General features: G+C 55.6%; 16 protein-coding genes. 4 read left to right on the forward strand and 12 right to left on the reverse strand.

Annotation, left to right across the window (positions count from 1 at the left end; genetic code table 11):
• Nucleotides 1–271: 271 nt before the first annotated feature.
• Nucleotides 272–874 (forward strand): hypothetical protein, encoded by a 603-nt coding sequence (locus SD425_RS28680; RefSeq protein ID WP_324680307.1) that lies wholly within the window; start codon nt 272–274, stop codon nt 872–874.
• Nucleotides 875–1,258: 384 nt separating this feature from the next.
• Here the strand turns inward: SD425_RS28680 and SD425_RS28685 are convergent, their stop codons facing one another.
• The 5 genes from SD425_RS28685 to SD425_RS28705 form a co-directional block, all read right to left on the reverse strand.
• Nucleotides 1,259–2,560 carry a DUF5723 family protein gene (locus SD425_RS28685; protein WP_324680309.1) on the reverse strand — a complete coding sequence of 434 codons (1,302 nt, stop codon included), beginning with the start codon at nt 2,558–2,560 and terminating at the stop codon, nt 1,259–1,261.
• Nucleotides 2,561–2,863: 303 nt separating this feature from the next.
• Complete coding sequence (locus SD425_RS28690; protein ID WP_324680311.1) at nt 2,864–4,666, reverse strand: hypothetical protein; 1,803 nt, start codon at nt 4,664–4,666, stop codon at nt 2,864–2,866.
• 776 nt (nt 4,667–5,442) lie between these two features.
• Entirely contained in the window at nt 5,443–6,807 is a 1,365-nt protein-coding gene (locus SD425_RS28695; RefSeq protein ID WP_324680313.1) for a hypothetical protein, read from the reverse strand.
• A gap of 442 nt (nt 6,808–7,249) precedes the next feature.
• Entirely contained in the window at nt 7,250–7,831 is a 582-nt protein-coding gene (locus tag SD425_RS28700; protein WP_324680315.1) for a PIN domain-containing protein, read from the reverse strand.
• Nucleotides 7,828–8,277: an excisionase family DNA-binding protein gene (locus SD425_RS28705; protein WP_324680317.1), complete on the reverse strand. Its 450-nt coding sequence runs from the start codon at nt 8,275–8,277 to the stop codon at nt 7,828–7,830. Before SD425_RS28705 ends, SD425_RS28700 begins: the two co-directional genes overlap by 4 nt.
• A gap of 1,094 nt (nt 8,278–9,371) precedes the next feature.
• On the opposite strand from SD425_RS28705, the gene SD425_RS28710 reads away from it, so the two are divergent.
• Entirely contained in the window at nt 9,372–10,037 is a 666-nt protein-coding gene (locus SD425_RS28710) for a potassium channel family protein (RefSeq protein WP_324680319.1), read from the forward strand.
• 333 nt (nt 10,038–10,370) lie between these two features.
• Here SD425_RS28710 and SD425_RS28715 read toward each other — a convergent pair whose 3' ends face one another.
• From SD425_RS28715 to SD425_RS28745, 7 genes are all read right to left on the reverse strand, one after another.
• Nucleotides 10,371–11,783: a DUF3500 domain-containing protein gene (locus tag SD425_RS28715; protein ID WP_324680321.1), complete on the reverse strand. Its 1,413-nt coding sequence runs from the start codon at nt 11,781–11,783 to the stop codon at nt 10,371–10,373.
• Between the two features lie 564 nt (nt 11,784–12,347).
• A complete protein-coding gene (locus SD425_RS28720; RefSeq protein WP_324680323.1) occupies nt 12,348–13,748 on the reverse strand; it encodes a DUF3500 domain-containing protein in 1,401 nt (466 codons plus the stop codon).
• Between the two features lie 89 nt (nt 13,749–13,837).
• Complete coding sequence (locus SD425_RS28725; protein ID WP_324680325.1) at nt 13,838–16,108, reverse strand: TonB-dependent receptor; 2,271 nt, start codon at nt 16,106–16,108, stop codon at nt 13,838–13,840.
• A gap of 376 nt (nt 16,109–16,484) precedes the next feature.
• Nucleotides 16,485–17,396: a helix-turn-helix domain-containing protein gene (locus SD425_RS28730; protein WP_324680327.1), complete on the reverse strand. Its 912-nt coding sequence runs from the start codon at nt 17,394–17,396 to the stop codon at nt 16,485–16,487.
• A gap of 66 nt (nt 17,397–17,462) precedes the next feature.
• Nucleotides 17,463–18,782, reverse strand: coding sequence for a HupE/UreJ family protein (locus tag SD425_RS28735; RefSeq protein WP_324680329.1), 1,320 nt, complete (start codon nt 18,780–18,782; stop codon nt 17,463–17,465).
• Nucleotides 18,783–18,800: 18 nt separating this feature from the next.
• On the reverse strand, nt 18,801–19,898 hold the full coding sequence (locus tag SD425_RS28740; protein WP_324680331.1) for a DUF3500 domain-containing protein: 1,098 nt from the start codon (nt 19,896–19,898) through the stop codon (nt 18,801–18,803).
• A gap of 140 nt (nt 19,899–20,038) precedes the next feature.
• Nucleotides 20,039–21,208 (reverse strand): cytochrome-c peroxidase, encoded by a 1,170-nt coding sequence (locus SD425_RS28745; protein ID WP_324680333.1) that lies wholly within the window; start codon nt 21,206–21,208, stop codon nt 20,039–20,041.
• A gap of 621 nt (nt 21,209–21,829) precedes the next feature.
• Here SD425_RS28745 and SD425_RS28750 point away from each other — a divergent pair.
• On the forward strand, nt 21,830–22,582 hold the full coding sequence (locus SD425_RS28750) for an RNA polymerase sigma-70 factor (RefSeq protein ID WP_324680335.1): 753 nt from the start codon (nt 21,830–21,832) through the stop codon (nt 22,580–22,582).
• A complete protein-coding gene (locus tag SD425_RS28755) occupies nt 22,566–23,732 on the forward strand; it encodes a FecR family protein (protein WP_324680337.1) in 1,167 nt (388 codons plus the stop codon). The genes SD425_RS28750 and SD425_RS28755 overlap by 17 nt, the downstream gene beginning before the upstream one ends.
• Nucleotides 23,733–23,785: the final 53 nt, after the last annotated feature.

Raw genomic sequence — 23,785 nt, forward strand, 5'->3', positions numbered from 1 at the left:
TTGCCTTATCCTGCTACTGTGAGCCTGCTCTCAACCAGAGCCAACCCAAGACTTTCCTCGCCAAGCACCTCCCAAGCAGACCACCTCCTCTGCCCGAGCGCCGTTTAGCTATATCCAGCAGGGCGATACCCTGGACTGGCGTACCGTAGAAGCAGCTGTTCCTACTTCCTATAAGGATAGCGTAGTCACGGCGCTTGCCCCCTTCTTTGCCGAGATAAACAGGGAAAACCAAGACGGCCCACGTCTGCCACGCAACACGGCCCTTCATGTAGTGGAGTTGAACGGCGATGGGCAGTTGGATGCGGTCTATACTGGCCCGGTTGGCGCCGAAGCCGACGTGGTCTGGTTCTTTCTCAATGAGCACGGGCGCTATCGTAAAATAGCCCAAGAATGGTGGGGACAGGTCAAGCGCCTTACGTTCCAAAAGCGCCACTTGGCAATGCTAACCCTGCTCGATTTTGGGTGTTGCGCGCAGTACATCGAATTCGAAAGTGCCTATGCCTTCGACCAGCACTTGAACGCAAAGCTCGTCCTGCAACGGGGTACTGCGGCTTTCACGCAACGACCCATCGGTTCGCTGCTAGCCTCTCCCCAAGCGTTTCGCCTGTCCACTGATTCTGTTGCGCTGCGGACGGCACCCGTAGTAGATGACACCTCCACGATCATGTATGATGCGGTAAAGAAAGGCAATATCCTGCTCAAGTTCGGCAAAGGGGCCCAGGGCATTGCCTGGGCGGACAAGGTAGATTCCCTTGGGCAGCAGTGGCGCTACGTAGAAATGCAACCAACTAGTAGTGCCGGGTATTTGATGTACAGTAAAGAGGACTTTCCCACCTACACGTTGGGCTGGATGCAAGCGAAGGACATACACTAAACAACAGCGTTCTAGTAAGCTTACCGCTCAATTTCACCATTGCAGCGGAGCGGCTGCCCAATCTAGGATAGGCGCTGCTGGCCCATTTGGCACTGAGTTGCCGCCTATAGAAGTGTTTTATCTCCATGGTGGCCGTAAAACTGGGGTAATCAACGCATGAATTGCGCTTAAACAGTCGAGCTTATAACATTAATTGAACGTTGCTCGGAAGATGTTATGGTGATTACTGCTGAGGTACAAGGTAGTGCGAAGACGCCTTTGCAGTACGTTATAGGCTTACCTAGTTTGGGCATTTCACAGAAGATTCTAAGCAGGTGTCTACCAGCAGTTTACTATCTCCCATTTACTCGCTGTGAATGAGCTCCTTGTCTATTCAATCAGGCTTCAATGGGCTACGCGCTTTCCTTCCAAGCGAAGTAATGTCAGTTCACTGTAGACATTAAAGCCACGAGGGTCTTGCTTACTAAATAAGGCTGCCATATTGTTAGTGCCAATGGTAGCGGATCCGATCCGCAAGGCTATCCCACAGTTGAGTTGCTGATAATTATTGACGAATGAGAAGGGGAAAGCTACTCCCAGCCATTTGCTTTCAAAGCGAGGGGTAAGAGAAGCATAAGAAAACTGCCGCATCCCTCGGGAATACCGTCCTTTAATGCCTTGACTCAAGCCCGCATTCAAGTACAGGTGACGGTTGAACGCGTAATCTAGGTCACAGTTGAATGCAGTAGGTAATCCAGTCGAGAGGTGGTTACGGCTGTTCAACGACGCTAACGGCAATGCGGAATTTAACTTAGAATCAAAGTTGGTCAGATAAACTCCTGTGATATCCTCCTTGCTGACGGCTTGGTCGTTTAATTCGAAGTTATCGTAAGCGATCGCCCTGCGATTGTAGTTTACTGATCCCACATCATTGAGTGAGACAGCGACTCGCCACTTATAAGAAGCCCCTACCTGGTTACCAGTCTCTGATGTAGAGGGAGGGTCCGCAACCGGATCGAACTCGTATACGACACCCAGATCAGCACCCCAACCCTGTCCACTGGTACCGCGCCCCGTTAGCCATTGGATAGCTTTAGCTAAGTCGAAGTCGCGCTGGGCCTCGGCGTTTGCTACGGCATAAGAGCCTTGTAGGTGTTCAAGCACTAGCGTTGAGTCTCCACCTTTTCTATAGGCCTCCTGGGTGAGCTCATACGCTACTTCTCTTCCTTGTAAGTAGGCAGCACCCTGCCCCATCATTCGCTTCAGGGTCACCCCTGCTTTGAGCAGGTGCTGGTTCTGCTGTATTATAACTCGCCCATAGGTCAGATCCCATTCGGCAAAGGCATTGCTGTTGAGGTTAAAGGAGCTATTCCGCCAGCGCCCGGGTGTGCTAAACCCTGTAACAGCCTGCGTCAGCAGACTAGCCGAAATGGCATTGCCTTGTAGGCTTCGACGGATCCTCGTGCCTACTGCTACAGCACTCGTAGGAGATAGGCGAACGAGTACACCTGGGCCGCGCAGATCCATGCCTGCGCTAAACAGTTTTAGGGCATTCGTTGACGTTGCCTTCAGAAAAGGAGCTTTGAGCGTAAACCCCTCGTCGCGGTTAACGGGCGTCCAGTTTCCGATATACTTGTATGCGTTATTGGTCGCATGCAAATCGGAGGAAACGCCATGGATCTGCAGTCTGTAGCGATTTGCTGCCACAGAGGCCGGATTATAGACTACCCCATTCATTCCCGCGTAGTTGCTATGCGAAAGATCGTAGCTTGGTTGAGCCTTTGACAAGGGTATTTCGAACCAGCACAGGCTAAGCGTGAATGCTAGTACACTTGCGTATCCCTTATGCATATCTACACCTTATTGAAACACCTAGTGGTAGGCCAATACCAGCCATTCTCTTATGCAGCAGTAAAAGCTGAGTTGGAGCATACGCTGGCCTGGAAAGCATATGCTGCTTGAAGCGGAGTACCTTATCTTAGAGGCATAGCACGTTGCAGATGATTTTACTTACAAAGCAATCAAGCTCATCGTGGCTAGATGTCCATCCTCTGTCGTGGTCAGGGCGGTGGCCTTATCCTTCGTGATCGATAGCAGAATAAAACCATCTTCACCACCATCAGAATAGGCAAGATTGAGGTTGTTATTCTTGTCTAAACAAAATCCGCCCGTTCCACTATTGGTATTAGGTAAATAGCGACAGCTCTGGTTTTTGGTCACGCCAACATCGCCAATGTGCGACCAGCTGATAGTGCCGTTGCGATTGAAACGGATAGTCGGATTTCCTTGCGTAGGACCACCACAGTAGGGAATGCCGGGAACGGAGTAGCTGACCCACCGCCATACTTTACTGTCCCCGCCCGTCAGTAATTGGTGAACAGCATTACTTGGAGGAACGGCGGTGCAGATGGTTCCCGTGGCCGCAATGTTGGTGGGGCTGTTTAGAATGGGGGTACCGGAGGGAGTGGTTGAGCTTACCGTCAAGTGCTGTACGGTACTGCTATTATCGCCTAAGGTCCAAAATACTTGCACGTAACCGTCCGGGTCTGAAGTGACGGTTTGCTGAGAAACATAACCGTCGCCTGGGTTTACCGTGAATGTTACGGGGTGGCCTTTCCAAGCCACTCCCTGCGTGGTAACAACTCGGAATATAACGGGAGCTGGTAAAGAGGCGTTGATCTTGGCAGCTTGGTTACCACCTGATATATACTTCAATTCCAAGACGGGATCTGCCCCCGGTCCTGAATTTGCCGTGAACAAGGTTGGTTCACCGGCAATTGGATTCTGATCGGCTTTCTTCACCTGGACGGCTACGATTTGTGCCTGACTCAGAAAATTCCCCAATTTCCATCTTGTCTCGGCGTAGCCGGTGCTGTCGGTGACCACTTTGTTGCTGCTCAAACTGCCCCCCCCGCCTGTTACCTCAAAATAGACGGGCACGGATGAGCAGGCTCGGTTGAATTTATCGACAACCCGTACGCGTATAGGCGCCGGTAAGAACTGACCTGCTGCGCCCGTTTGATCATAGCCGCTCGCCCGAAGAATTTTCATCGGCGCGTTGTATTCCAGCAAAGGAATGGAGGTGCTAAATTCCATTTTACCAATCTCGGAGCCAAATAGTGTAAGCGCTAGACCAGCAGTCGGTTCCAAGGCCAGTTGGCCCTTAAGATCCCAGTCGCTGCTCGCCGGTGCATAATTGCCTGCTAGCTCGGCTTTCAGCGGAAAACTAAAGAATGGCCCGGCAGCCCCCAGGATGTTGAAGCTGAACTCGGTCTCAAAAATCACCGCTGCACTAGCACCCCCCATGCGAAATCGTCCGGTAGTCTCCCAGGTTGATGATGGTTCGTAGGTGCTTAGATTTCGCCACTGACTAAACTCGTACAATGCCCCCATTGAGAAGGCGTTAGCAGTAGTCCAGTGATAATTCCACCGGAAGGGAGTGCTGGCTTTGAGTTTAGCATCCAGGGCCAAGCTAACCACGGCTTGAACAGGTATGGGGAAAGGCAAGCCAGCTGGAACCCAGTAAGTCCTTTTAACTTTTTTTTGTGGCGTTAGTGGTATTTTAATCTCCTTAGCACTACCAGCCGTTAGCCCAACAGCAATATCACTATTCAGCTTCCCGTTCTTAGCTAGTACTTGAAACCGCTTGACTTGGCCTTCATTGAACTGAAAGTCAAATTCCCATTCCATATCCAGTTCCAGATCCGCTTTATCCAGGCTCATTCCAATATCAACTTGCCCCAGAAATTTGGGATCCAGCTTAATTTTGAATCCGTCGACTTGGGTGGGGCCTCTTCCCTGCAGCTCCTCCATGGGGGTAGTGAAGTGTAATCGACCACTTTCGTATAAATCAGCCAAGCCAGCGGGTACAGTTTCTAAGATTAGTTGCCCCGGGGCCCCAGACACCCGCACGACTCGGCGAATAAACCCTAAGCGCTGATTTCCGACAATGATGTTGCCCGGCACGACAGTAGCTGTCTTCCCCGTTGGGGAAGTAAAGCTGTAAACCCCGCGCCGCAACAAAGCAGTGTCTGGACGAAGCTTAAAGTTGACGGAGTCCAGCGGAACTACCCCTTGCCGAAGCTTTAGCTCAGGGGAGGGGGGCGCAGTAGGCGTTAGGCTCTCTTCTGGGTCTTTGGCACAGGTTGCTAGGAAAACCCAGCAGCTTACGAGGAGAATACCGCGGAAGGCAACAGCGCGTAGAGTAGCAAAAGGATTCATATACCCGAGATTAAAAGCACTAACTCCGCTACGATCAAGTAATCATTAATTAACTTATTATCAATAGCTTATTATTTACATTCAGCATATCGCATAATGAGGAATGTTCGGATTGGGGAAATCTTCTTTGAAATAGTTTTCCCGTTTTACTAGTAGAATTGGATAGGTTAATTGAACAAGCCAGGTACAAACGGCCCTCATTATACTGGAAGGCAGGTTCGTAGCGCTTTTATCACACGCCTATTTCCGGGCAACCAAGAGAGGCTATTGCAAGGCAAGCATCACTAGTTTCGAATGGCTTCGTTGCGGCAAATGGTGTACTACCTTTCGATGAGACGATCCAAACAGGCATCCACGCACTGAGACGTTCAGCTTTTGAAGAACGCTTTTATCTTTTCGGGGGTGAACTGGATACCTAAAAACGCGGCGACGAAAGGCGCATTCTTAGGTAACAAGCCTCGGATCTCTACGCCAACCGTTCCATTAAGCCCCGTATACTTTTCAGTAATCCGGCCTTTAACCAAGTAATAGCTGCCCCAGGCATCATTTACTAACCGTTGTAAGCGAAATTCGGGGTCTGAGACCGTTACGGGAATATCCTCCAGCGAAGGATTATTCGTCGTCTTACCGATGACTCCCTGAGCATAAAAGTCGAAGCTTTTGGCAAAGCTCATGTAGGTGGTAAGGCCTACCCCAAAATAGCCATACGCTCTGTTGTTAACTACTTCGCTGGGCCGGGTTTGTTGATATAAAGCAACTCGACGGGCATCACTGCTTCGGTAAATGGCCGTGTCAGTGCGCACATTTGTTTTGGTTAGCGTAGTACGGTACGTAGTGACCAGCACTTCCGCATCCACTGTCAGGAAAGCGCGCACGTAGCTACTTTGCTTTTTATCCTGGGGCGGTTTCCCCAGCCCGATGAGCAACTGCGCATTATAGCCCCAGACTCGAATGTCCGTCTTGGAATTGAGGGCATAGGAGCTTCGTACATACCGGGTTGAGTCAGGGACCAAACGCCGAACATTTGGATTAACCAAATAACTCTCACTGTAATTACGTCCACCGGAGGTGTCGGCAGTATAATAGTGGTAATGAAAGATCGAGCCATCGAGTCCCAATGTTATCGGAGTGCCTTTTATAGAGCCAATGCGTACTAAATCAGGCAAGTGTGCTGTCACGCTACCCGCAAAGTTTTTGAACTGGGACTTGCCAAAGAAGTCAAAGCTAGCGCCGGTGAAAAGCAGCAAATCACGATGTAACGAGTCTGCAATAAAAGTGTCATCTCCCCCTTTCTTCTTGGCAACCGACGACTTTTTGAAGTCACTGATGGTAAACACTACCTCTTTTGGAATCGAATTAGCTGCCGAATCCTTCGTACGTTTTGCCTCTAGAAACAATTCAATGGTTTCATCAGGATCAACTTGGTCATCCTTTAGTATTGTAATGTCTACTGTAAACGTATTGGGAGAACCAGTGCTTGAAGTAAGGATTTGTCCCGATGCGAGCCTATGCCTATAGTCTACTCCTTGCGTCGCCGTGCCACTGTTACGGTCTATGACGGTAACCGTGTAGGGATCGGCAACGCTATTATACTTAATGGTCAGAACTACCGTATAAGTTGTGTCTGTTGCTCGCTCCGCTAACTTCAACTTCGAAGCGACTTCCAGCTCTTGGGCTTCGGATAGGGCCACTTTTAGTAAGCACAGTATCAAGAGTAGTATAGCTTTGTTCATACTCTATCCTGTTATGATCATGTGCATGTTCTTATTCTACGCACATGGTTTTCAACGTCTTTCGTAGAGCGCACATCAGTCACTACGTACTGCGTTAGTCGGGAAAACTGCCTCACTAAAATCAACTGGCCCTACCAACTCTAAGCAAACTAGTAGCTCATGCTCTACTAGCATCCTGATCATCTAAGGAACCTTCCTTCAACCTATTATGCATCAGTGTTAGCACTGAATTAGCGCTATGCCTCTTCCCTTGGTCAACGGCATCATCAAAATGAACTAGACGCACGTTTTTCAGAGCTCAATGGAGTGAGCAGTAGCTCACCTTATGAGATTCTCGATTTGGTCTTACCCGTTTGGAGGTGTAAGCAACTTTGCAACAGCTTGTGCCGTGATGCTCTGCATTATCTACCACTTAGCTGCACTGGTAGCGGTGTTTTAATACTTAGCTCGAACCGATTAGCAGAGCCGTTAGCTTACGTACGGTAATGGTAAGTCCGACACGACGCAAGGTATCTAAGACTTGTTCAGCTGTCTTCGGTGGATTGCGCAGGAACGAAACCTGTTGGCGAAAGGCCTGTAGTACACGGGCAGGCTGCTCATCGAGCAACGTGGTCATGAACGCATCGGGGTGTTGCGCTTCAACGCCGTATTCGCGCAACACATCAGCCGGAAAGTCTTTCAGGTTAGCGGTCACAATAATCTCCGCCTGCGCCCGAATGGCGGCAGCTAGTACATGCCGGTCATCCGGGTCCGGTAACTGTAGAGAATCGATCAGCGGTTCGTAGACAGGTACCTCTGCCTCGGGAAAGGCCGCTTGCATAGCCGCCGCAGTCCTCTGCAGCTGCTCAGCCGTAAGTTCCGGCCGATTCATTACTAAATTGCGTGTCCACTCATCTTGGATACGTGCCGTCCACTTCGGTGCGTATAGTCGGAAGTCAGCGGCGTTCAACAACAAGTCCCGCAGCGGCGCCGGGTATAACACGCAGGCATCTAGCACCGCTACCCGCTTAGCGGAAACACTCATTCGTAGCCTAAGTTCAGCTCCTGAGCCTGCTCGGCCAAGAACTGCAAGTGTTGTTTCCGTTGTGCTTGCTGCGTCGCCTCATAGCGCAGCACCTCCGCCAGCAGCACCCGCCGATGGCTACCTACCTTCTTGAACGGCATGGCACCTTCTTCTAACAGCTTGACCAGGTGCGGGCGCGACACTTGCAGCAAGTCGGCGGCCTCTTGGGTACTGACTTCTTCATCTGTAGGCAGTAGGGAAACGGTTTTGCCCGTCGCCATATTCGACAGAATCAGTGCGAGCAGCTCCAGCGCTTTGCGCGGAAGGGCAAGGCGTTCATGATTATCCGCCAGCTCCAGTGTTACGTGGTCAGCACCTTTTATGGCAATAACTTGCGTGAGGTGCGCGAGGGCTTCGCGTGCTAATTGTTGCTCGCGTAGGGTAGAGTCGTTGCGTAAGGTTTCCATTCGCTGGCTGGTTCCGTGCAAAGCTACTAAACGAAATAAACGAAACAATGTTCCATTGATGCTATTATCTGCTCACAAGCCTAATGCTACTAGTAGCTTCATCGCCTCCTGTAACGAAGCTGCAGTAGAAGAAATGAAGAACCACTCATAGAACTGCTGCGCTGCTCGGCTGTAGCAGACCCAGGTACCGATTCCGTGCTTCCACCTGGGCCAACGCTTGGGCGTGCCGCCATTCCCACTGGGGATAAAACGGTAGTCGTCCAGGTAAGTGTCTTGTCCGGAAATAGGTTGACAGTTTTACTTGTTTTCTTAGTTTAGTCGGCCTCGTTTCGCTGTACAATTAGCTTCGAATTAGGAGTACGGCAAAACAGCGTTTCTGTGAATTGAAGGCCATTTCTGCTTTACCTTGTTCAGCGAAACAACCCACGAGGTGAACTTTATGGACTAGTCTACTTTCTAAATGGTTTAATGGTCTTTGTCTGGTTTGAAAAGATCTTTCTCGGGGTGTCTAAAGCGACTCCTATAAGTCTACAGGCAGCGCAATTCTGAAGTGCATGCTTCTGACAAGACTACGGGCTAGGTTAGGATAGAGTGTCACAGCTGCCTCCAATGCGGCCGACCTGGCAGCTAAGGGCACATTCGGATCCAAACGGGTGCTGGCGGCCTCTAACCGCAGGTAGTCGTACTGAATGTTCCCCGCGTTTGGCCGGTTGGTAAAGGTTATTTGGTTGGCCCCCAAACTAAGCTTGCCAAGTAACTGGCTCAAGTTGGCCCGTCGCAAATTTCGCTCACAAATCCTGTGAGGGGTTAATCTCTTTTCCGGAAGCTTCAGTGGCAAGGATAGCCCACTGGTAAATAGCGCCAGTGGATCTTCTAGTAACTAACTGCCCTGCCGCTGGTGACACCGAAGGACCAGAAAAGGAGCCGAAAGCGGCGGCCAATCGCTCGGCAGGACGGTGACCGTGCATTGGCCCAGATTGCTGTAGCTTTTGATTAAGCTTTCGCGTACCGGAATCTATACTGCGCCACGCACGGATCTTACATTTCCGGGTTACTATTGTGCGATTCGCCTTTCTGATCCTATGTTTCGCCTCATGACCAATCGCCTGAACAAAAAGCTGGAGTACTGGCAGAACCAGGTTCGGGAATCCTCTCTAACAGTGTTATTCTTGGGGCAGATGGTATTGCTGTTTGTGGTGAGCCCGTTATCCAGCATAAAGGTGCTTACTTATTCTATAGTGAACGGCCTGCAAATACTGCTTCTGATCGTTGCCTCCTTCGCCCTACCTGCCCGCAGCAAGGCCCGTGGGCTCATCCTGCTTTGCTTAATGCCCATGGTATGGGTGTTCTACGTTGGCTCGAATTTGTATATCGGCCTACTGCTGCGTATGGTCGGCACGTTGAGCATCACCGTAGCGGTGGGGCAGGCGGTGTTCCGGGCGCAGCAGGTTAGCCGTCATCAATTACTGGGGGCCATAGTTATCTATCTGAACCTAGCCCTGCTATTCATGGGCGCCTTCATCGTCCTCAACATGGCTTTCCCAGATGCGTTCACCACCCTGACAAAAGCGCCCTTGCGGCCCGGTGAACTGTTATATTTCAGCTTAACCACGCTTACGTCCACCGGCTACGGCGATATTGTGCCCGTGCATCCGCTGGCCCGCAGTCTCGCCAACCTAGAAGCTGTCGTCGGGCAGCTCTTCCTGGCCATTTTGCTGGCCCGCTTGGTGAGTCTGAATAGCGCTGAAACCCGTCCGTAGCGCCAGTATAAAAATTATTAGCAGGGCACACTTGCTAATCTTAAGTGCCCCGTAGTCGTTTTAGTTTGAGGACAAGAAGGCACTTCAGGGAAGGCGGTTGCTTTAGCTGCCAGTCAAGTTACTCCTTCACTACTTCGTTACCCAGTGCCACGCCCATGTTAGTCCCTGCCAGAAGTAGGGATGCAGGTATAGAAGGAGCAAGATACCGCTGACTAGCAAGCCAACTAGGACTTTCTCATGGAGGTCAGATGATTAGAATTTACAGCCATTGGCAAAATAAAGCCGCCCACCTAGCTTAGCTAGGTGGGCGGCTTTATTTTGCCAACCTTACGGCTACTTCACAATGAAGCGGTGGGTTACAGGTGCTTTGCCGTCCACTTCCAGACTGAGCACGTACGTGCCCGCTTTTAGGTTAGTGGTGGGTACCTCCACCGCGATACCTTTGAATTCCTTAGTGGCGAGTGTCTGGCCTAGGGTGTTGCGCACGGTATAGCGTGCTACTGTCGCCGGGTTAGTTAGCTTCAACAGCAGTCCCCCCTCACGGGCGGTAGGATTGGGGTAGACGGCAAACGTCTCGGCAGCGGCGGCGGCCTTGGTGCCCAGCACCGGCGTGTAGGTGCCGTAGAAGTTGCCGCCGTAATCGCGGGCCCGGTCGCGATAGAGGGTGTGGTAGTGAATCTGGGTCCGGAACTCGGCCCCTTGTTGGACCACAAACTCAATCCACACGTTGGGCCCGTCGATGCGGACGTAGTCACCGATGGTAGCCAAGGTGCCGGTGCCCGAATAGGCAATGTAGGTGTTGGCCAGTTGGTTCTGGTAAGTGGTCAGTAAGAAGGTTGCGGTAGCGTCATCGGCATCCTTTACCCAGGGGGCCATAGCGTTCATTACCAGTTGCTGCTGGGTGCTCGTGAGCTGGCTGCATGGCAAGCCGACCTTGGTGGCCGGGAACTGTCCGTCTTTCTGCGGCCCTACGACTATGTCGTTAAAGGTTTGCGTTAGCTTGGCGGTGGCTTGCTGCGCGGTGGTCAGGCCGCTGATCATAGCCAGCATCCCGGCCGCTTCCTGGGCCTGGGGCGCGTAGGTGACGCCGGTCGGCAATACGTTGGCGTTCGGGGCGGTGAAGCTCAACGGTTCCACGCCTTCAAACTTGGGCGTAGCGCCGGTCACGTTACCGCCCCCGAAGGTGATGTTGGTCGCGGAATGGTGGCCGCCACACTGCAGCATCCAGGTGCCGGTGGTGCTGGGCTGCCCTAGGAAAGCAATGAAGTAGATGTTGCTGCCGAAGATGCTGCTGTTGCTACCGGTGGAGACGAGGTAATCATCGGCCGTCCGAATCTGCTGAATCTCGTTGAAGCCCTCATTCGGGGTAGTGCCGGTGGCGGCCTGCACGACCGCCATGGCGGCGGCTTGCTGCGCGGCGGTCAGGGCATCGAGGCGGATGCCGATGCGGCCGTTGTAGCCCGCGATGGGGAAGTTCGACCACCTGATGACGTTGGTCGCGTTGAAGGTTTGCAGTACGGTGCTCTGCTGCGCGGCGGTGAGCGTGGCCAGGAAGGCGTTGGCCGCCGTTACGACGTCCGACACGGTGGCGGTGCCTTCAATCGGTTGCACCCGGGTTAGGCAGGCCGGTTGGGCAAACGAGGGAATCAGCGCGGCATACGAGAAGGCGGCAGCAGGTGGCGCGGCCTGCTGCTGCGGCGCGACGCGGCCGAGCAGGAGAGGCGCAAGAAACAACAGGTTTTTCATGAGTAGAAGAGTGAAAAGGTGAAGAGGAGGGGGAAAGGGGATAACTCAGCGCAGGTCTAAATTGAAGCGAGCTGAGTAGCGTGCACGGGTGTGATTCACCTAGGTATTGGTCACGAAATAGGCTTTGGCTACCAAGGAACTGTCTCGATCATAGATAGTCGCTCGACTTGACCGCACCGAGCCCTGTTTCAGGAGGTAGTTAAAAAAGTGACAGGTACGAACGGTACAGCCATAAGCATTGGTGATAGTGGCGGGACTCACCAGCTACTTTGCACCCAGTGCCACATCCAGGCCAGCCCCTGCCAGAGGTAATAATACAGAAGCAACAGAAGCAGGATACTGCCAAGTAGTAAGCTGAACACAAGTTCGTCGTTCAAGTTGTAGCGGTAGCGAGTCATGGGGGCGTTGCAGGAGATTCGACGTCCTCCCGCTGTTTATTGTCCGGGAGGCGTTTGGGAGTTCAGGTTACTAGGGCGGAGGTTGAGATCCCCGCCCGAACAGGTCTAACCAGACAAAGGCGGTCCACCTAGCCAGATAAGCGGACCGCTTTGTTTTGGTAGATTATTACTTGACTAGGAAGCGGTGGGTGACCGGGGCCTGGCCATCTACTTCCAGGCTAAGCACGTAGGTGCCGGCTTTCAGGCCAGCGGTGGGCACTTCCACCGCATTGCCCTGGAAGGACTTGGTAGCGACGGTCTGGCCTAAGGTATTGCGCAGGGTATAAGTAGCGGCCCGGGCGGAACTCGCCAGCTTCACTTGCAGGCTGCTCTCCGGCGAAGTAGGGTTCGGGTACACCGAGAAAGCCTGCGCAGCCGTAGTCGCCTTGGTACCCGTCACAACTGTGTAGAAGTTGCCGCCATAGTCGCGGGCATGGTCGCGCCAGACGGTGTGGTAGTGAATCTGATTGCGATACACGATGCCGCCCTGGCAGGCAAACTCAATCCAAACGTTCGGCCCATCGATGCGGGCATAGTCGCCGTTGCTGGTGAACAGGCCGGTGCCGGAGTAGGCGACATAGGTGTTGGCCAACTGGTTCTGGTAAATACTCAGCAGGCTAGCCGCTGTGGCATCGTCCGAGTCCTGCACCCAAGGCTTCATGGCTTCCAGCACCAAAGCCTGCTGCGCCGCCGTGAGGGTACTCACCTGTAGCCCCACTTTGGTAGCCGGAAACTGGCCGTTGCCGTTCGGGCCGAGCACGACATCGTTAAACGTCTGGCTGAGCTTGGCCGTGGCCTGCTGGGCCGTAGTTAGGCCATTGATCATGGCCAGCATGGTCGATTGCTCGCTGCTCAGGGGCGCGTAGGTGCCGATAGGCAGCACGTTCGTGTTGGTGGTGGTGAAGCTTAGCGGCTCCACGCCCTCAAATTTGGGTGTAGCCCCGGTCACGGTGCCGCTGCCGAAGGTGATGTTGGTGGCCAGGTGGTGACCGCCGAACTGCAGCATCCAGGTGCCGGTGGTGGAGGGCGTACCCAGGAAGGCAAGCAGATACACGCCGCTGCCGTAGGTCGAGCCGCCCCCGTTGGCCGCCAGGTTGTCGTCGGCGGCCCGAATCTGCTGAATCTCGTTGAAACCTTCGTTGGCGGTGGTGCCGGTGGCGGCCCGTACCACGGCCAGGGCCGCGGTTTGTTGGGCCACGGTCAGGGCATCGAGGCGCAGGCCAATCCGGTTGGTGGAGTTAACGGGCAGGTTGGACCATTTCGTGACGTTGGTAGAATTAAACTCCTGAAGTAGGGTAGCTTGCTGAGCGGTGCTGAGCGTGGCAATGAAGGCATTTGCGGCCGTCACGACGTCCGCTACGGTAGCATTGTCCGTTACTATTTGGGTCACGCGAGTGGGCAGAACAGCCGGGGTCGCAAAGGGAGGAATCAGCGCGGCGTAGGAGAAGGCCACGGCGGGTGGCGCGGCCTTCTGCTGCGGCGTAGCGGGGCCGAGCAGGAGAGGCGCGAGAAACAAAAGGTTCTTCATGAGTGAAAAGGTAGAAAAGGGGAATAGTGAAAGAATAAGGTGAAAAGGACACTGAACTGAGGTAAGCAGCTACTGGCTGGTGGGCTGTATCAGCGGAAAAAGACCGTGGCGCTCAGCCGGGCGAAAAAGGGCGTACCGGGCGTGAAGTGAATTTCCTCCACTGGGGCGGCTTCACCTTGCAAGCGGCTTTCAGTAGCAAACTGGGTTTCCTTCCAGCGCGTGTTCAGCAGGTTTTGCACCGATAGACCGAGCTGGTAGCGCGAGTGGGTGTAGTTTACCTGCGCATCGGTTACGAAGTAACCCTTGGCGATCAGGGAGTTATCTTCGTTCGCCGGCCGGTCAGCCAGGTAGCGGTAGCGCAGCGAGCCGCTGAAACGCCTCCCGCCTTGCACGCTCAACCCGCCGGTGGAGGTGAACGTGGGCGCCAGCGGCAGGTAGTTCTGCCCTGCTTCCGCCCTTAAGACCCGGGGCTGGGCGGCGGTGAGGTCGGCATCAAAGTAGAGGTGGCGGGTGAGCTGGTAGCGCAGCGACAGGTCCAGGCCCTGGCGGCGAGTGCGGCCACTGGGCTCTACCACGCCTTCGTCGCCCACATACACAAACTCCTGCGCCAGCCACAAGTACCAGGCAGCGGCATTCACCAGCAGGCGCGGCACGGGCTTGAACACGACCCCGAGGTCGGCCCCGTAGGCGGCGGGCAGCACCTGCCGCCCCGCTTCGGCCACCACCACGCGCGTGTCATTGGAGTGAAAGTCTTTGCCTGCCTTGAGGTAGAATTGCAGCCCTGGTGAGGCGGTGTAGGCTAGGTTCAGCTTGGGCGAGATAATGGACGCGCCGGTGTGACCCGTCGTGTTCGGCGTCTGGAGTCGATCCAGGTACTGGTTGCGGAACACGTCGAAGCGCACGCCGGCCGCTAGGTTCAGGTGGGCTCCGAGCTGTAAGGCTTCGTCCAGATACACGCCCGCATTCAGCTCATTAATGTCGCCGAACTGCCGCTGTTCGAGCGTTTCGCGGCGGTCTTTGGTGTGCGAGAGCTCAGTATGGTCCGTGATATCCTGCCGGTATTGCACGCCTAAGGTCGAAGTCAACGGCCGCTTGCCCAGCGTATGCGTGCGGCTGAAGCTGCCATTGTAGCCGAAGAGGTGACGGCCTTCCTTTTGACGGATTTGGTCGCCGTTGAGCGTGTCGTCGCGGAAGAAGGTAAAGTTGGAGTACAGTTCGAAGGCGTAGCGCGAGTAGAAGAACTGGTTGCGCAGCACGTTGCCGGCGGGCGTCACGGTCACCAGCTCTGCATTAAGGTTGGTGCGGCTGGTCTGGCCCCCTTCGCTGGGGTCAATGGAACCAAACCAATCAATGAGCCCCTGTGCCACGGCCCGGTCGGGAATCTGGCCCGAGTGATTCCACTTACTATAGAACGTGGAGCCGGTCAGCGTCAGGCGGGAGGCTGGCGTGAGATGCCCGTGGTACTTGCCCACCAGGTTGAGCCGGTTGAAGTGCTGCGGATTGTCAAAGTAGCCGTTGGAGAACGAATATTCGGCCGCGACGTAGGCTGATTGCTGCCGGGCACGACCCTTAGCCCCGAGCAAATTCACGGCAGCCACGGCTCGGTAGGTGTCGTACTCGCCCGCTTCCACCTTCGCGAAGCTGCTATCCAGGGCCGTGCGGGTGCGGAAGTTGACCCAGCCGGCCGTAGCGAGGTTGCCCTGCTCAGTGGTGTACGGGCCTTTGCTAAAGTCTAGGCCTTGTACCAACTCAGGAATGACGAAGTGCAGGTCGGCGTAGCCTTGCCCGTGCGCGTGCGAAACCATATTTACCGGCATGCCGTCCACACTCAGGCGGATGTCGGTACCGTGGTCGAGGTCGAAGCCGCGCAAAAAGAGCTGCTCGGCCTTGCCTCCGCCCGCATGCTGCCCAATGAACAGTCCCGGCACCAGCCGCAGAATTTCCTGGGAGTTGGTGACGGGCCGCAGTTTGATATCCAGCGCGCTGATGAGCTGCTGCTCCTGCGCCCGCTCCGAGGATACCGCGACTTCCCCCAACTCAATAGGGGCCGCTACCAGGTTGGTGCGCACGGTAGTCGTCTGATCTTCCAGCACGGTGGCTGGTATGCGCAGCGCTTGGTAGCCAAGGTGCGACAGCGCCATGTGGTAGGCACCACTCGCCAGATTAACAAATCGGTACTGCCCTAGCTCGTTGGTGACAACCGTCTTGTGCAGTTCTACAAGCTGCACGGACACCCCGTGTAACGGCAGTTGGGTACCCGCCTCGTACACGGTGCCGCTGATAGCGCCACTCTCATGAACCGCACTAGCCCACGCACCAGTAAGCGTCAGGAAAAACAGCAGGGTGAATAGACGTTTCAACTCGGTAGCCAGTAGTAATAAGTAGGAGAGAGTTGAGAGTACTGGTTAAGTTGACCCATGAACAGGACGTCGTGGTTAACTCCTCCTTAGAGCATCCCTTGTCCTTGACCTAACACGTTCACTATTTACGGCGATTAGTCAGCGTTTATCTCTGCCATATCAGGCTTTGTCGGAGACAAATCAAGCTTTCTTGGATACAAAACGACCACAGCAGAACTATTCAACTAGGCTGACCCCCTTATTCGACAGTCCCAAAGCCGCCGGAGCCTTTTTATAGGACTTACGCAAAGAAGCTGGTCAGAAGCGCCAAAAGTTGTTTTTAAGCTCACGTCTAATACACTGTTAATCAGTATGCTAGACACTGGTGAAAAATAGCCTAACCTACCTGCTGACCTTCTCGGTAGTCAGTAGGAGTCAGTCCCATGTGTTTCCGGAAGAACTTGGCGAAGTAGTTGGGGTACTTAAAGTGGAGCAGGTAGGCAATTTCTGACACCGAGTAGTTGGTGTAGATCAGATATTTACGTGCTTCATCCAGGATATGCTCCTGCACCAACAAACTGGCCGACTGACCGGCTACCTCCTGGCAGATGCGGTTCAGGTGCCCAGGAGTAATGGCTAGTTCGCCGGCGAACTGGGCCACGCCGTGGGTGGTTCCTGCCTGCCGGACCCGCTGCTGAAATTGCCGAAAGTACCGGAGTGCTTGGGTATTGGGCGTGACGCCCATGACTTCATGTTGCTGCCAGATTCGGAACAGGACCAGAAACAATCGTTGCAGACACACGCGCAGCATGAGCCGCTTTTCGGGCTGATTGTCAAATAGCTCCTGGTCAATTTCCTTCAGCAGCGTACCTACCCGGCCCGCCGAATACGGTTCTTCAAAGGACGTTAGGCATTGGACCGCGCCGAGCAGAGGAGACAGCAGCGAACTGTTAGAGAATAAACTATCCACCAGTGCCTTAGATAAGGTCAGGATACGACCGGTGGCATTAGAGCTGTACCGAAAGCCATGCAGGGCATTGGGCGGAATCAGCAGGAGTACCGGGGCGGTCAGGTGACGTTGACGAGTGGCTTCTTGAAAGGTAACGTGACCGGTTTCCACCAAAAATACCTGAAATAAGCGGGCATGTAGGTGGGGTTGGATGACCCAGTTGAAGCTTCGGCTGCGCGTCTCCAGTAGTTCGGAGAACAAGTACTCGGCATCAATCTGCGCCTGCGTTTGCCCATACAAGCCGTCGAATTGAGAGAAGCCCTTCACCCGAGGCGAATTGCTAGTACTAGTATTTTCCATAGCTCCTGATATAAGGGTAGTCTAAATGCGACAGCGCGACATGCTGGCTGCCATAAGCACCTCGGCTTATCTGATGGCCGGGCGCGGGTTCCGACTGCGCCAGTAGCTGAACAGGGACCCGGCAGCCAAGGCCACCAACAGCCACGGCGCTAAGCTCGCTATGCCCCCCACGACGGTCGAGAAGGGGGTAGTGCTTAGCAGGGTCCGCTCAATAATCCACGCCAAGGCGGCCAGGGCAGCGCAGAGCGCCCCACCAACGCGCACTGCTTTGTAGGTGGGGGTGCGGCTCAGCAGTAGTAGCCAGGGAATGGTCAGCGTGATGACACCCAGCTGCATCAGTTCAATGCCTAGGTTGAAGCCTAGGATGCTCAGGGCCATGGGTCCAGCCTCCAGCCGCAGGTTCGCCAGCGTACTGGCGAACGCCAGTCCGTGCACTAAACCAAAGCCGGCGGCCACCCACGCCTCCCGTCCCGGAAACAGGGGCCGCATGGCGTGTACTGCCGACACCAGAATAGACACGGCGATGAGCACTTCCACGGGTTGACTCGGCAGCCGCACCCAGCCCAGCGCGCCCAGCAGCAGGGTAAGCGAGTGGCCGAGGGTAAAGGCCGTGACGATCAGCAACAACCGCCGGATACTATAACGTACCCCGCCAAACCGGCTCCACCGCCGCCCCTTAACCAACAATGGCGCCGGCAGCAGCAACACCAGCAAGAACAGCAGGTGGTCGGTGCCTTCGGCAATGTGGCGGATGCCTAGCTGCACCATCGCTCGAAAACCGGTCCAGACGCTGCCCTCCTCTAGGTTGATGGACAAGGGATGAATAAGGTTGTTGACCACATCCAGCTCGATGACGCCCACCTGCGCTGCCGCCGTGTCGGCCACCTGCCCCCGCGCCCAGTCCTGCCGCACCGACACCAGAATTTTGTGCGTGACGACCTGGTGGATAACAGCGTCGTAGCGGAAGATGAACCGCCGCACGTTCGCCCGAATCGGGGGCACCAGTCGCACCTGCGCCGTCAACTCACGGTAGGGACCGTTGATCGGGTTCTGCGTCTCGTGCACCGTTAGCGTTCCGACGGTCACAGCCCAGGGTCGCCCATCGGGGCTTTCGGGGTGAATGTGCTGGGCCAGGTAGGCGCGCAAGGCGGGCCCTAGGCGCTCTATTAGTCGAGCAGAGGAGTCATTTACGGCATGACCCCAGGCCGCCTGCAACTCGTTGAGGGGTACCTGCACCTCCGCGTCCATGCGGTCGGCGTGCACCGTGAGCAGCACCACCGACGTCGGCATGGGGTGAGCAACGACAACGGGAATACGGCCGAGGCTGACGAGTAGAAGCAGAAGCGCCAGTGGTAAACGGCCGAGGCGGGTAATAGGCAAGTTCATCAAGTCGAATGGATTTGGTTAGTTTCCCCCGTAATCACTGGTCCGGTCGCGCCAGACCGAGTGCGGATGAATAGTGCCGGGGAAATCGCGGCTGGGCTGAGCCGAATACTCCAGCCAGATATTCGGCCCATCCAAGCGTATGTAGTCGTTCGCCTGGCTCATCGTGCCACTTCCCACATACGCGAGGTAGGTATCGGCTAATTCGGCGGTGTACTTGGCCAAGACGGGAGCGGCAGTGGCCGGGTCCAGGTCATTAACGTACCGTTTCACGGCACCTATCGCTAACTGTTGCTGCGTAGCGCTCAACTCACCCAGACGCAAGCCCTGCCGGGTGGCCGGGAAATGTCCGTCCCGGCCCGGCCCGAGCAGGACATCCCGGAACGAGGACGAAAGTTTAGCGGTCGACTGTTCTTGACTGCTCAGGCTACCCAGCAGCGCTGCAAACGCCTGCCGCTCCTGCTCCATGGGCTGATAGGCTTTGCCGTTGGCGATTACGGCCGTCATCGGCTCCACGCCTCGAAACGAAGGCGTTACCCCCGCAATGTTGCCACGCTTGTACGTATTGGCGAAGGCGTAGTGGTGCCCACCGTACTGCAATTCCCACAACCCGGTGAGGCTAGGGGTACCCAACAAAGCAAGGTAGAAATTGCCCGCGCCGAAGGTATCAGTCTGTTGGGTCGCCTCTCCTAAGTACGTATCAGCGGCTAGTCCACCTTCTAACTCCTCATAGCCTTCATTAGGCACGCCTTGAACCAGCACAGCGGCCATCAGAGCTTTCGCCGCTACAAGTTGAGTCGCATTGAGTGAACCGAAATTCAGGCCTACCCGCTGGGGCCGGGAGAAAGCCTGCGGAAAGTTCGACCATCTGACAGCATCAGCTTTCGAATACGGCCGTTGTACTGCGGCTAGCTGGCTGGGTGTAAGGGTAGCTTTGAACGCCTCCGTCAGGCAAATTACCCGGTTTAATCCTTTCGCCGAGGAGCAGTCGGTCGCTACTAGCCCGGATAGCAGGCTATTCGCCGGGCGCTGTGCCGGCTCCCGAACCTGACTTGGCAGGGTGAAAAGGGCAGGTAACAGCAACAATCCGGTACTACATAAAAGCGCAGGATACTTCATGGTATGGACCTCTTCAGTATAAATTGTTAGCTGCCCGAAAAGCGACTAATGGTATAACGATGCTCTACGTGGTGAGTTCGGCGTACTCATCGACCACTTACCGGACGTTCAAGGCCTTAGGGTGAATAAGCACGGGCGGCTTACCGGATGTTGCCGCCCACAGACAGCCCACTCGGCACGGTGGTGGGCACGGTGCGGTCGTAGCTCTGAGCCGTGAGGGTATTAAGAAAGGCCACAATGGCTTGGGTATTTTGCACCCGTCCTGGTAGCAATGGGTCAAGCTGGCGAGCAGCCACATGCGGGTTTTGCGGGGCACGGCCGCCGTTGCGTCCCCCCTGATCGTAGAAATTGACGACATCCTGCAGGGTAGCAAGCATGCCGTTGTGCATGTAAGGAGCGGTCAGGGCCACGTTGCGCAGGCTTGGGGTACGGAAAGCATACGTGCCGTTCACGCCGGAGTCGGACGTGGCCAACTTAGGGTTATCGGCGATGCCGAGCACGTGGGGCAGGTAGTCGCTGAGCATGGGCCCGCTGTGGCACTTGTTACAGCCGGTCGCCACGAAGGCGTTCAGGCCCTGGACCTGCTGGGCCGTCAGGGCGCTGGTGTTGCCGCGCAGATACTCGTCGTACGGTGCATCCGTGGTCACCAAGGTGCGCTCAAAAGCCGCGATGGCTTTGCCCAGGTTCGTTGAGGTAACGGGCGTGGACTCAGCAAAAGCCTGCTGAAACAAGGTTACGTAGGCCGGAATGTGGCGCAGGCGGGCCACGACCGAGTCGAGGGCGGCGGCTTCGGGGTAGCGGCCACTGCGCATTTCCTCTAAGGTAACAATCGGCAGTAGCGCCTGGGCCTCGAGCGACTGCGCCCGGTTGTCCCAGAACATGGGAGCCGTAAAGGCGTTGAAGCTCCCATCGGCGGCCATGCCATTGTAGGCCGTGTTGAGCACGGTGGTGCAGTTGCGCTGCGTGAAGGGAATCGTATTGGGCGTGAGAAAGCGCCGGGTACTGCCTAGCCCTTGGCCATTGACGCCAATGGATAAGTCCAGCCCGTCGGCGTAGGCCTTGCTCGGATGGTGGCAGGTAGCGCAGCTCACGTCGCGGCCGCCGGAAAGGATGGGGTCCCAGAACAAAGCACGGCCCAGCGCTATCTGAGCCGTGCTGCTAGGGTTACCGGCTGGAGCAGGTACGGCCGCTGGCAGGGTTGTTAAGTTGTTAGTGGGCGTAGCGTCCTGCTTTTGACAAGCCACGGCCAACAGCCACACCGCCGCTGAGAGCATCAGCATTGCACGGGAAAAGAAAGGATTAGTAGTCATTAGTAATGCAGAACACAGAAAGAAGAGGGCGTGGTAGGTGGGGGAAGCTTACCAAAGTTGCTTGGCCTCCTTTTAAACTTTGGGCATAATCGGCTACTTTCCCTTATTCATCGACTGTTTGGCAAACTACCTAGCTTCAATAGCGTGACGCGCCAGCGTACAGTCGGGCTTATTACTAGCTTACTACATAGTAGAGTATATTTCTTGTTGAAGCCCTTATTTGGCAAGCCTTAACCACTGTGCCGCGTATTCAATCTCTGAGAGTAGGGAGCTGCTCGAACGAAGCAGCTAGAAGTAGAGAAGAAAGTAGGCTACTATGCATAGGAAGGAGGAGTTAAGTGGTGCTAACTAATAGAAGGATACTTAAAGCGCTGCGTACCCCTACTCGCGCCCGCTTTTTTTTGCAGAGGACAAGCGTCGGCACCGAACGGACCATTCCCGCTCCGTATGCTTTTACTAGCTTACTGGCCGTATCCTGTGACTCCAAGCTCAAGTCGCCTAGTAGTAGGCAAAGCCAACATTTCTCCTGTCAGGAAACTTCGCACCTTTGGTTCCAGTTAGGTGCGGCAATGTGCCGGTTTGAACCTGTTAAGCGGTGCATGCAGTGGGCAACCTCTTTCTATGGCGAAGTTCGATGATACGGCGCTCGATGCGCACTTAAGGCAGCTACACCAGACCGACGCGAAAGCTTTTCTAGAGCAGCTGTTCAAGACGTTTTATGCTCCCTTGGGGAGCCTAGTTTACCGTGTAGTGCCTGACCGGGCAGTGGTGGAAGATATTCTACAAGACGTGTTTTTGCGGGTCTGGCAGGGGCTAGCCACGCAACCGGTCATTGACTCGCACCGGGCTTATCTCACGCGTATGGCCTTGAATGCCGCTCTCCGCTACCAGCAGCGCTCCCAGCGTCAGGTGGCGTGGGACGATGCGCCGCTGACGCAGCCGCCCCTGGCCGCCGATGCCTTGGATGAGTTGCACGCGACCGATGCGGCGGAAGCAGTAGTGGCGGCGCTCGACCGCTTGCCACCGCAGTGTCGCCTGATATTTGAGTTGAGTCGCTATGAGGAAATGAGCTACCAGCAGATAGCCGACAGCTTGGAAATCTCGCCGAAAACTGTCGAAAACCAAATGGGAAAGGCTTTGCGCATCTTGCGCCGCGAATTGGCGGGTATTCTCAAAAATCTGTACGGACTACTATTCTGGCTAGCGGCTTGGCGACTGCTACCCGCCACTGCTGGGACACTCTTAACACCGGGTTGCACCGTCCCTAGTAATTATTTTTGGAACTTGCGTGGGGGTAGTGAGCCAGCTGGGTATCCTTTATCTAACCTGCTGCCACTTCGCGCCGGCCGTTTTACTGATGCTTCACAATTCTGACCCTTCCGACGCTCCTTGGAACCTGCTGGCCCGGCACTTGGCCGCCGAAGCAACGCCGGCTGAACGTTTGGCGTTACGCGAGTGGGTGCAGGCCGACCCGACACACCTGCAAATCCTGACCACGGTTACGCGGGCCTGGGAACGGGCCGGCGAAGCCGCAACCGCACCGGTGCTATTCTCGCCGGCGGATGTGGAAGCCGCCTGGCTACGCTTACGTCCACTCGTAGATGCCCATCCATTAGCCGCTGCGCGGGTTTCGGAGCAGGCGCCAGTACCGGTAGTACGCCTGCCCTGGGCCACCCGACACCGGGCTTCGCGCTGGCAGCTAGCGGCTGGGCTGGTGCTGCTGTTGGGCGTAGGCTACGCAGCAGCTCGGACTTGGCTCTTCAGGCTCCCGCAAACGGTGGTGACCTACACCAATACGGACCAGCGGCAACAGGTGCGCTTGCCTGATGGCAGCACGGTCTGGCTGAACGCCCGCTCGCGGTTGCAGTACATGGGAAGAGAGGGCGCCTCAGCACAGGGCGTACGGGCGGTGCAACTCACGGGAGAGGCCTACTTTAACGTGGTACCTGACCCGATCCGGCCCTTTGTGGTGAATACTACCGCGGCCCGTGTACGGGTAATCGGCACGGCCTTCAACGTGCGCGCCTACGCTGCGGAAGATTCGGTAGAAGTGAGTGTGACCCATGGCCAGGTATGGCTGACGCACCTGATCGTGCCCGATAGCGTGTTGCTCACGGCAGGCACCCGTGCCGCCCTGCGCGCGGCCGACGCCCCCGGCCGGGTATCCGCGCGGCTGCGCAGCAGTCCGGCGGCTGATCCTAATTTCCGAGCTTGGCAAAGCGATACCTTGCGCTTTGCGGATGCGTCAGTGACCCAGGTAACACGTACGCTACACGCGATGTTCGGAACGGATGTACTGCTAGGCAGCCCCGATCTAGGACAGTGCCGCTTCACGGGGACCTTCGTCCGCCCGCAACCGAGCCAGGTATTAGCAGTGCTCGCTGCCGCTACGGCAAGCCGCCTTTCTTCCAATGGGCACGGCGGTTATCAGTTGCAGGGTCCGGGGTGCACGTTGCCTACTCCCGCGTCCCATGCCTCACAGGCCTCAGATGCGGAGTCAACCCCGCGTGCTCCCCGGCCGTGAGAAGGCACAGCGGTCGTGCGGTGGCTTGGTGGATGGACCTACTAAGGCTGGTC

Source organism: Hymenobacter sp. GOD-10R (genome assembly GCF_035609205.1).
GTDB lineage: Bacteria > Bacteroidota > Bacteroidia > Cytophagales > Hymenobacteraceae > Hymenobacter.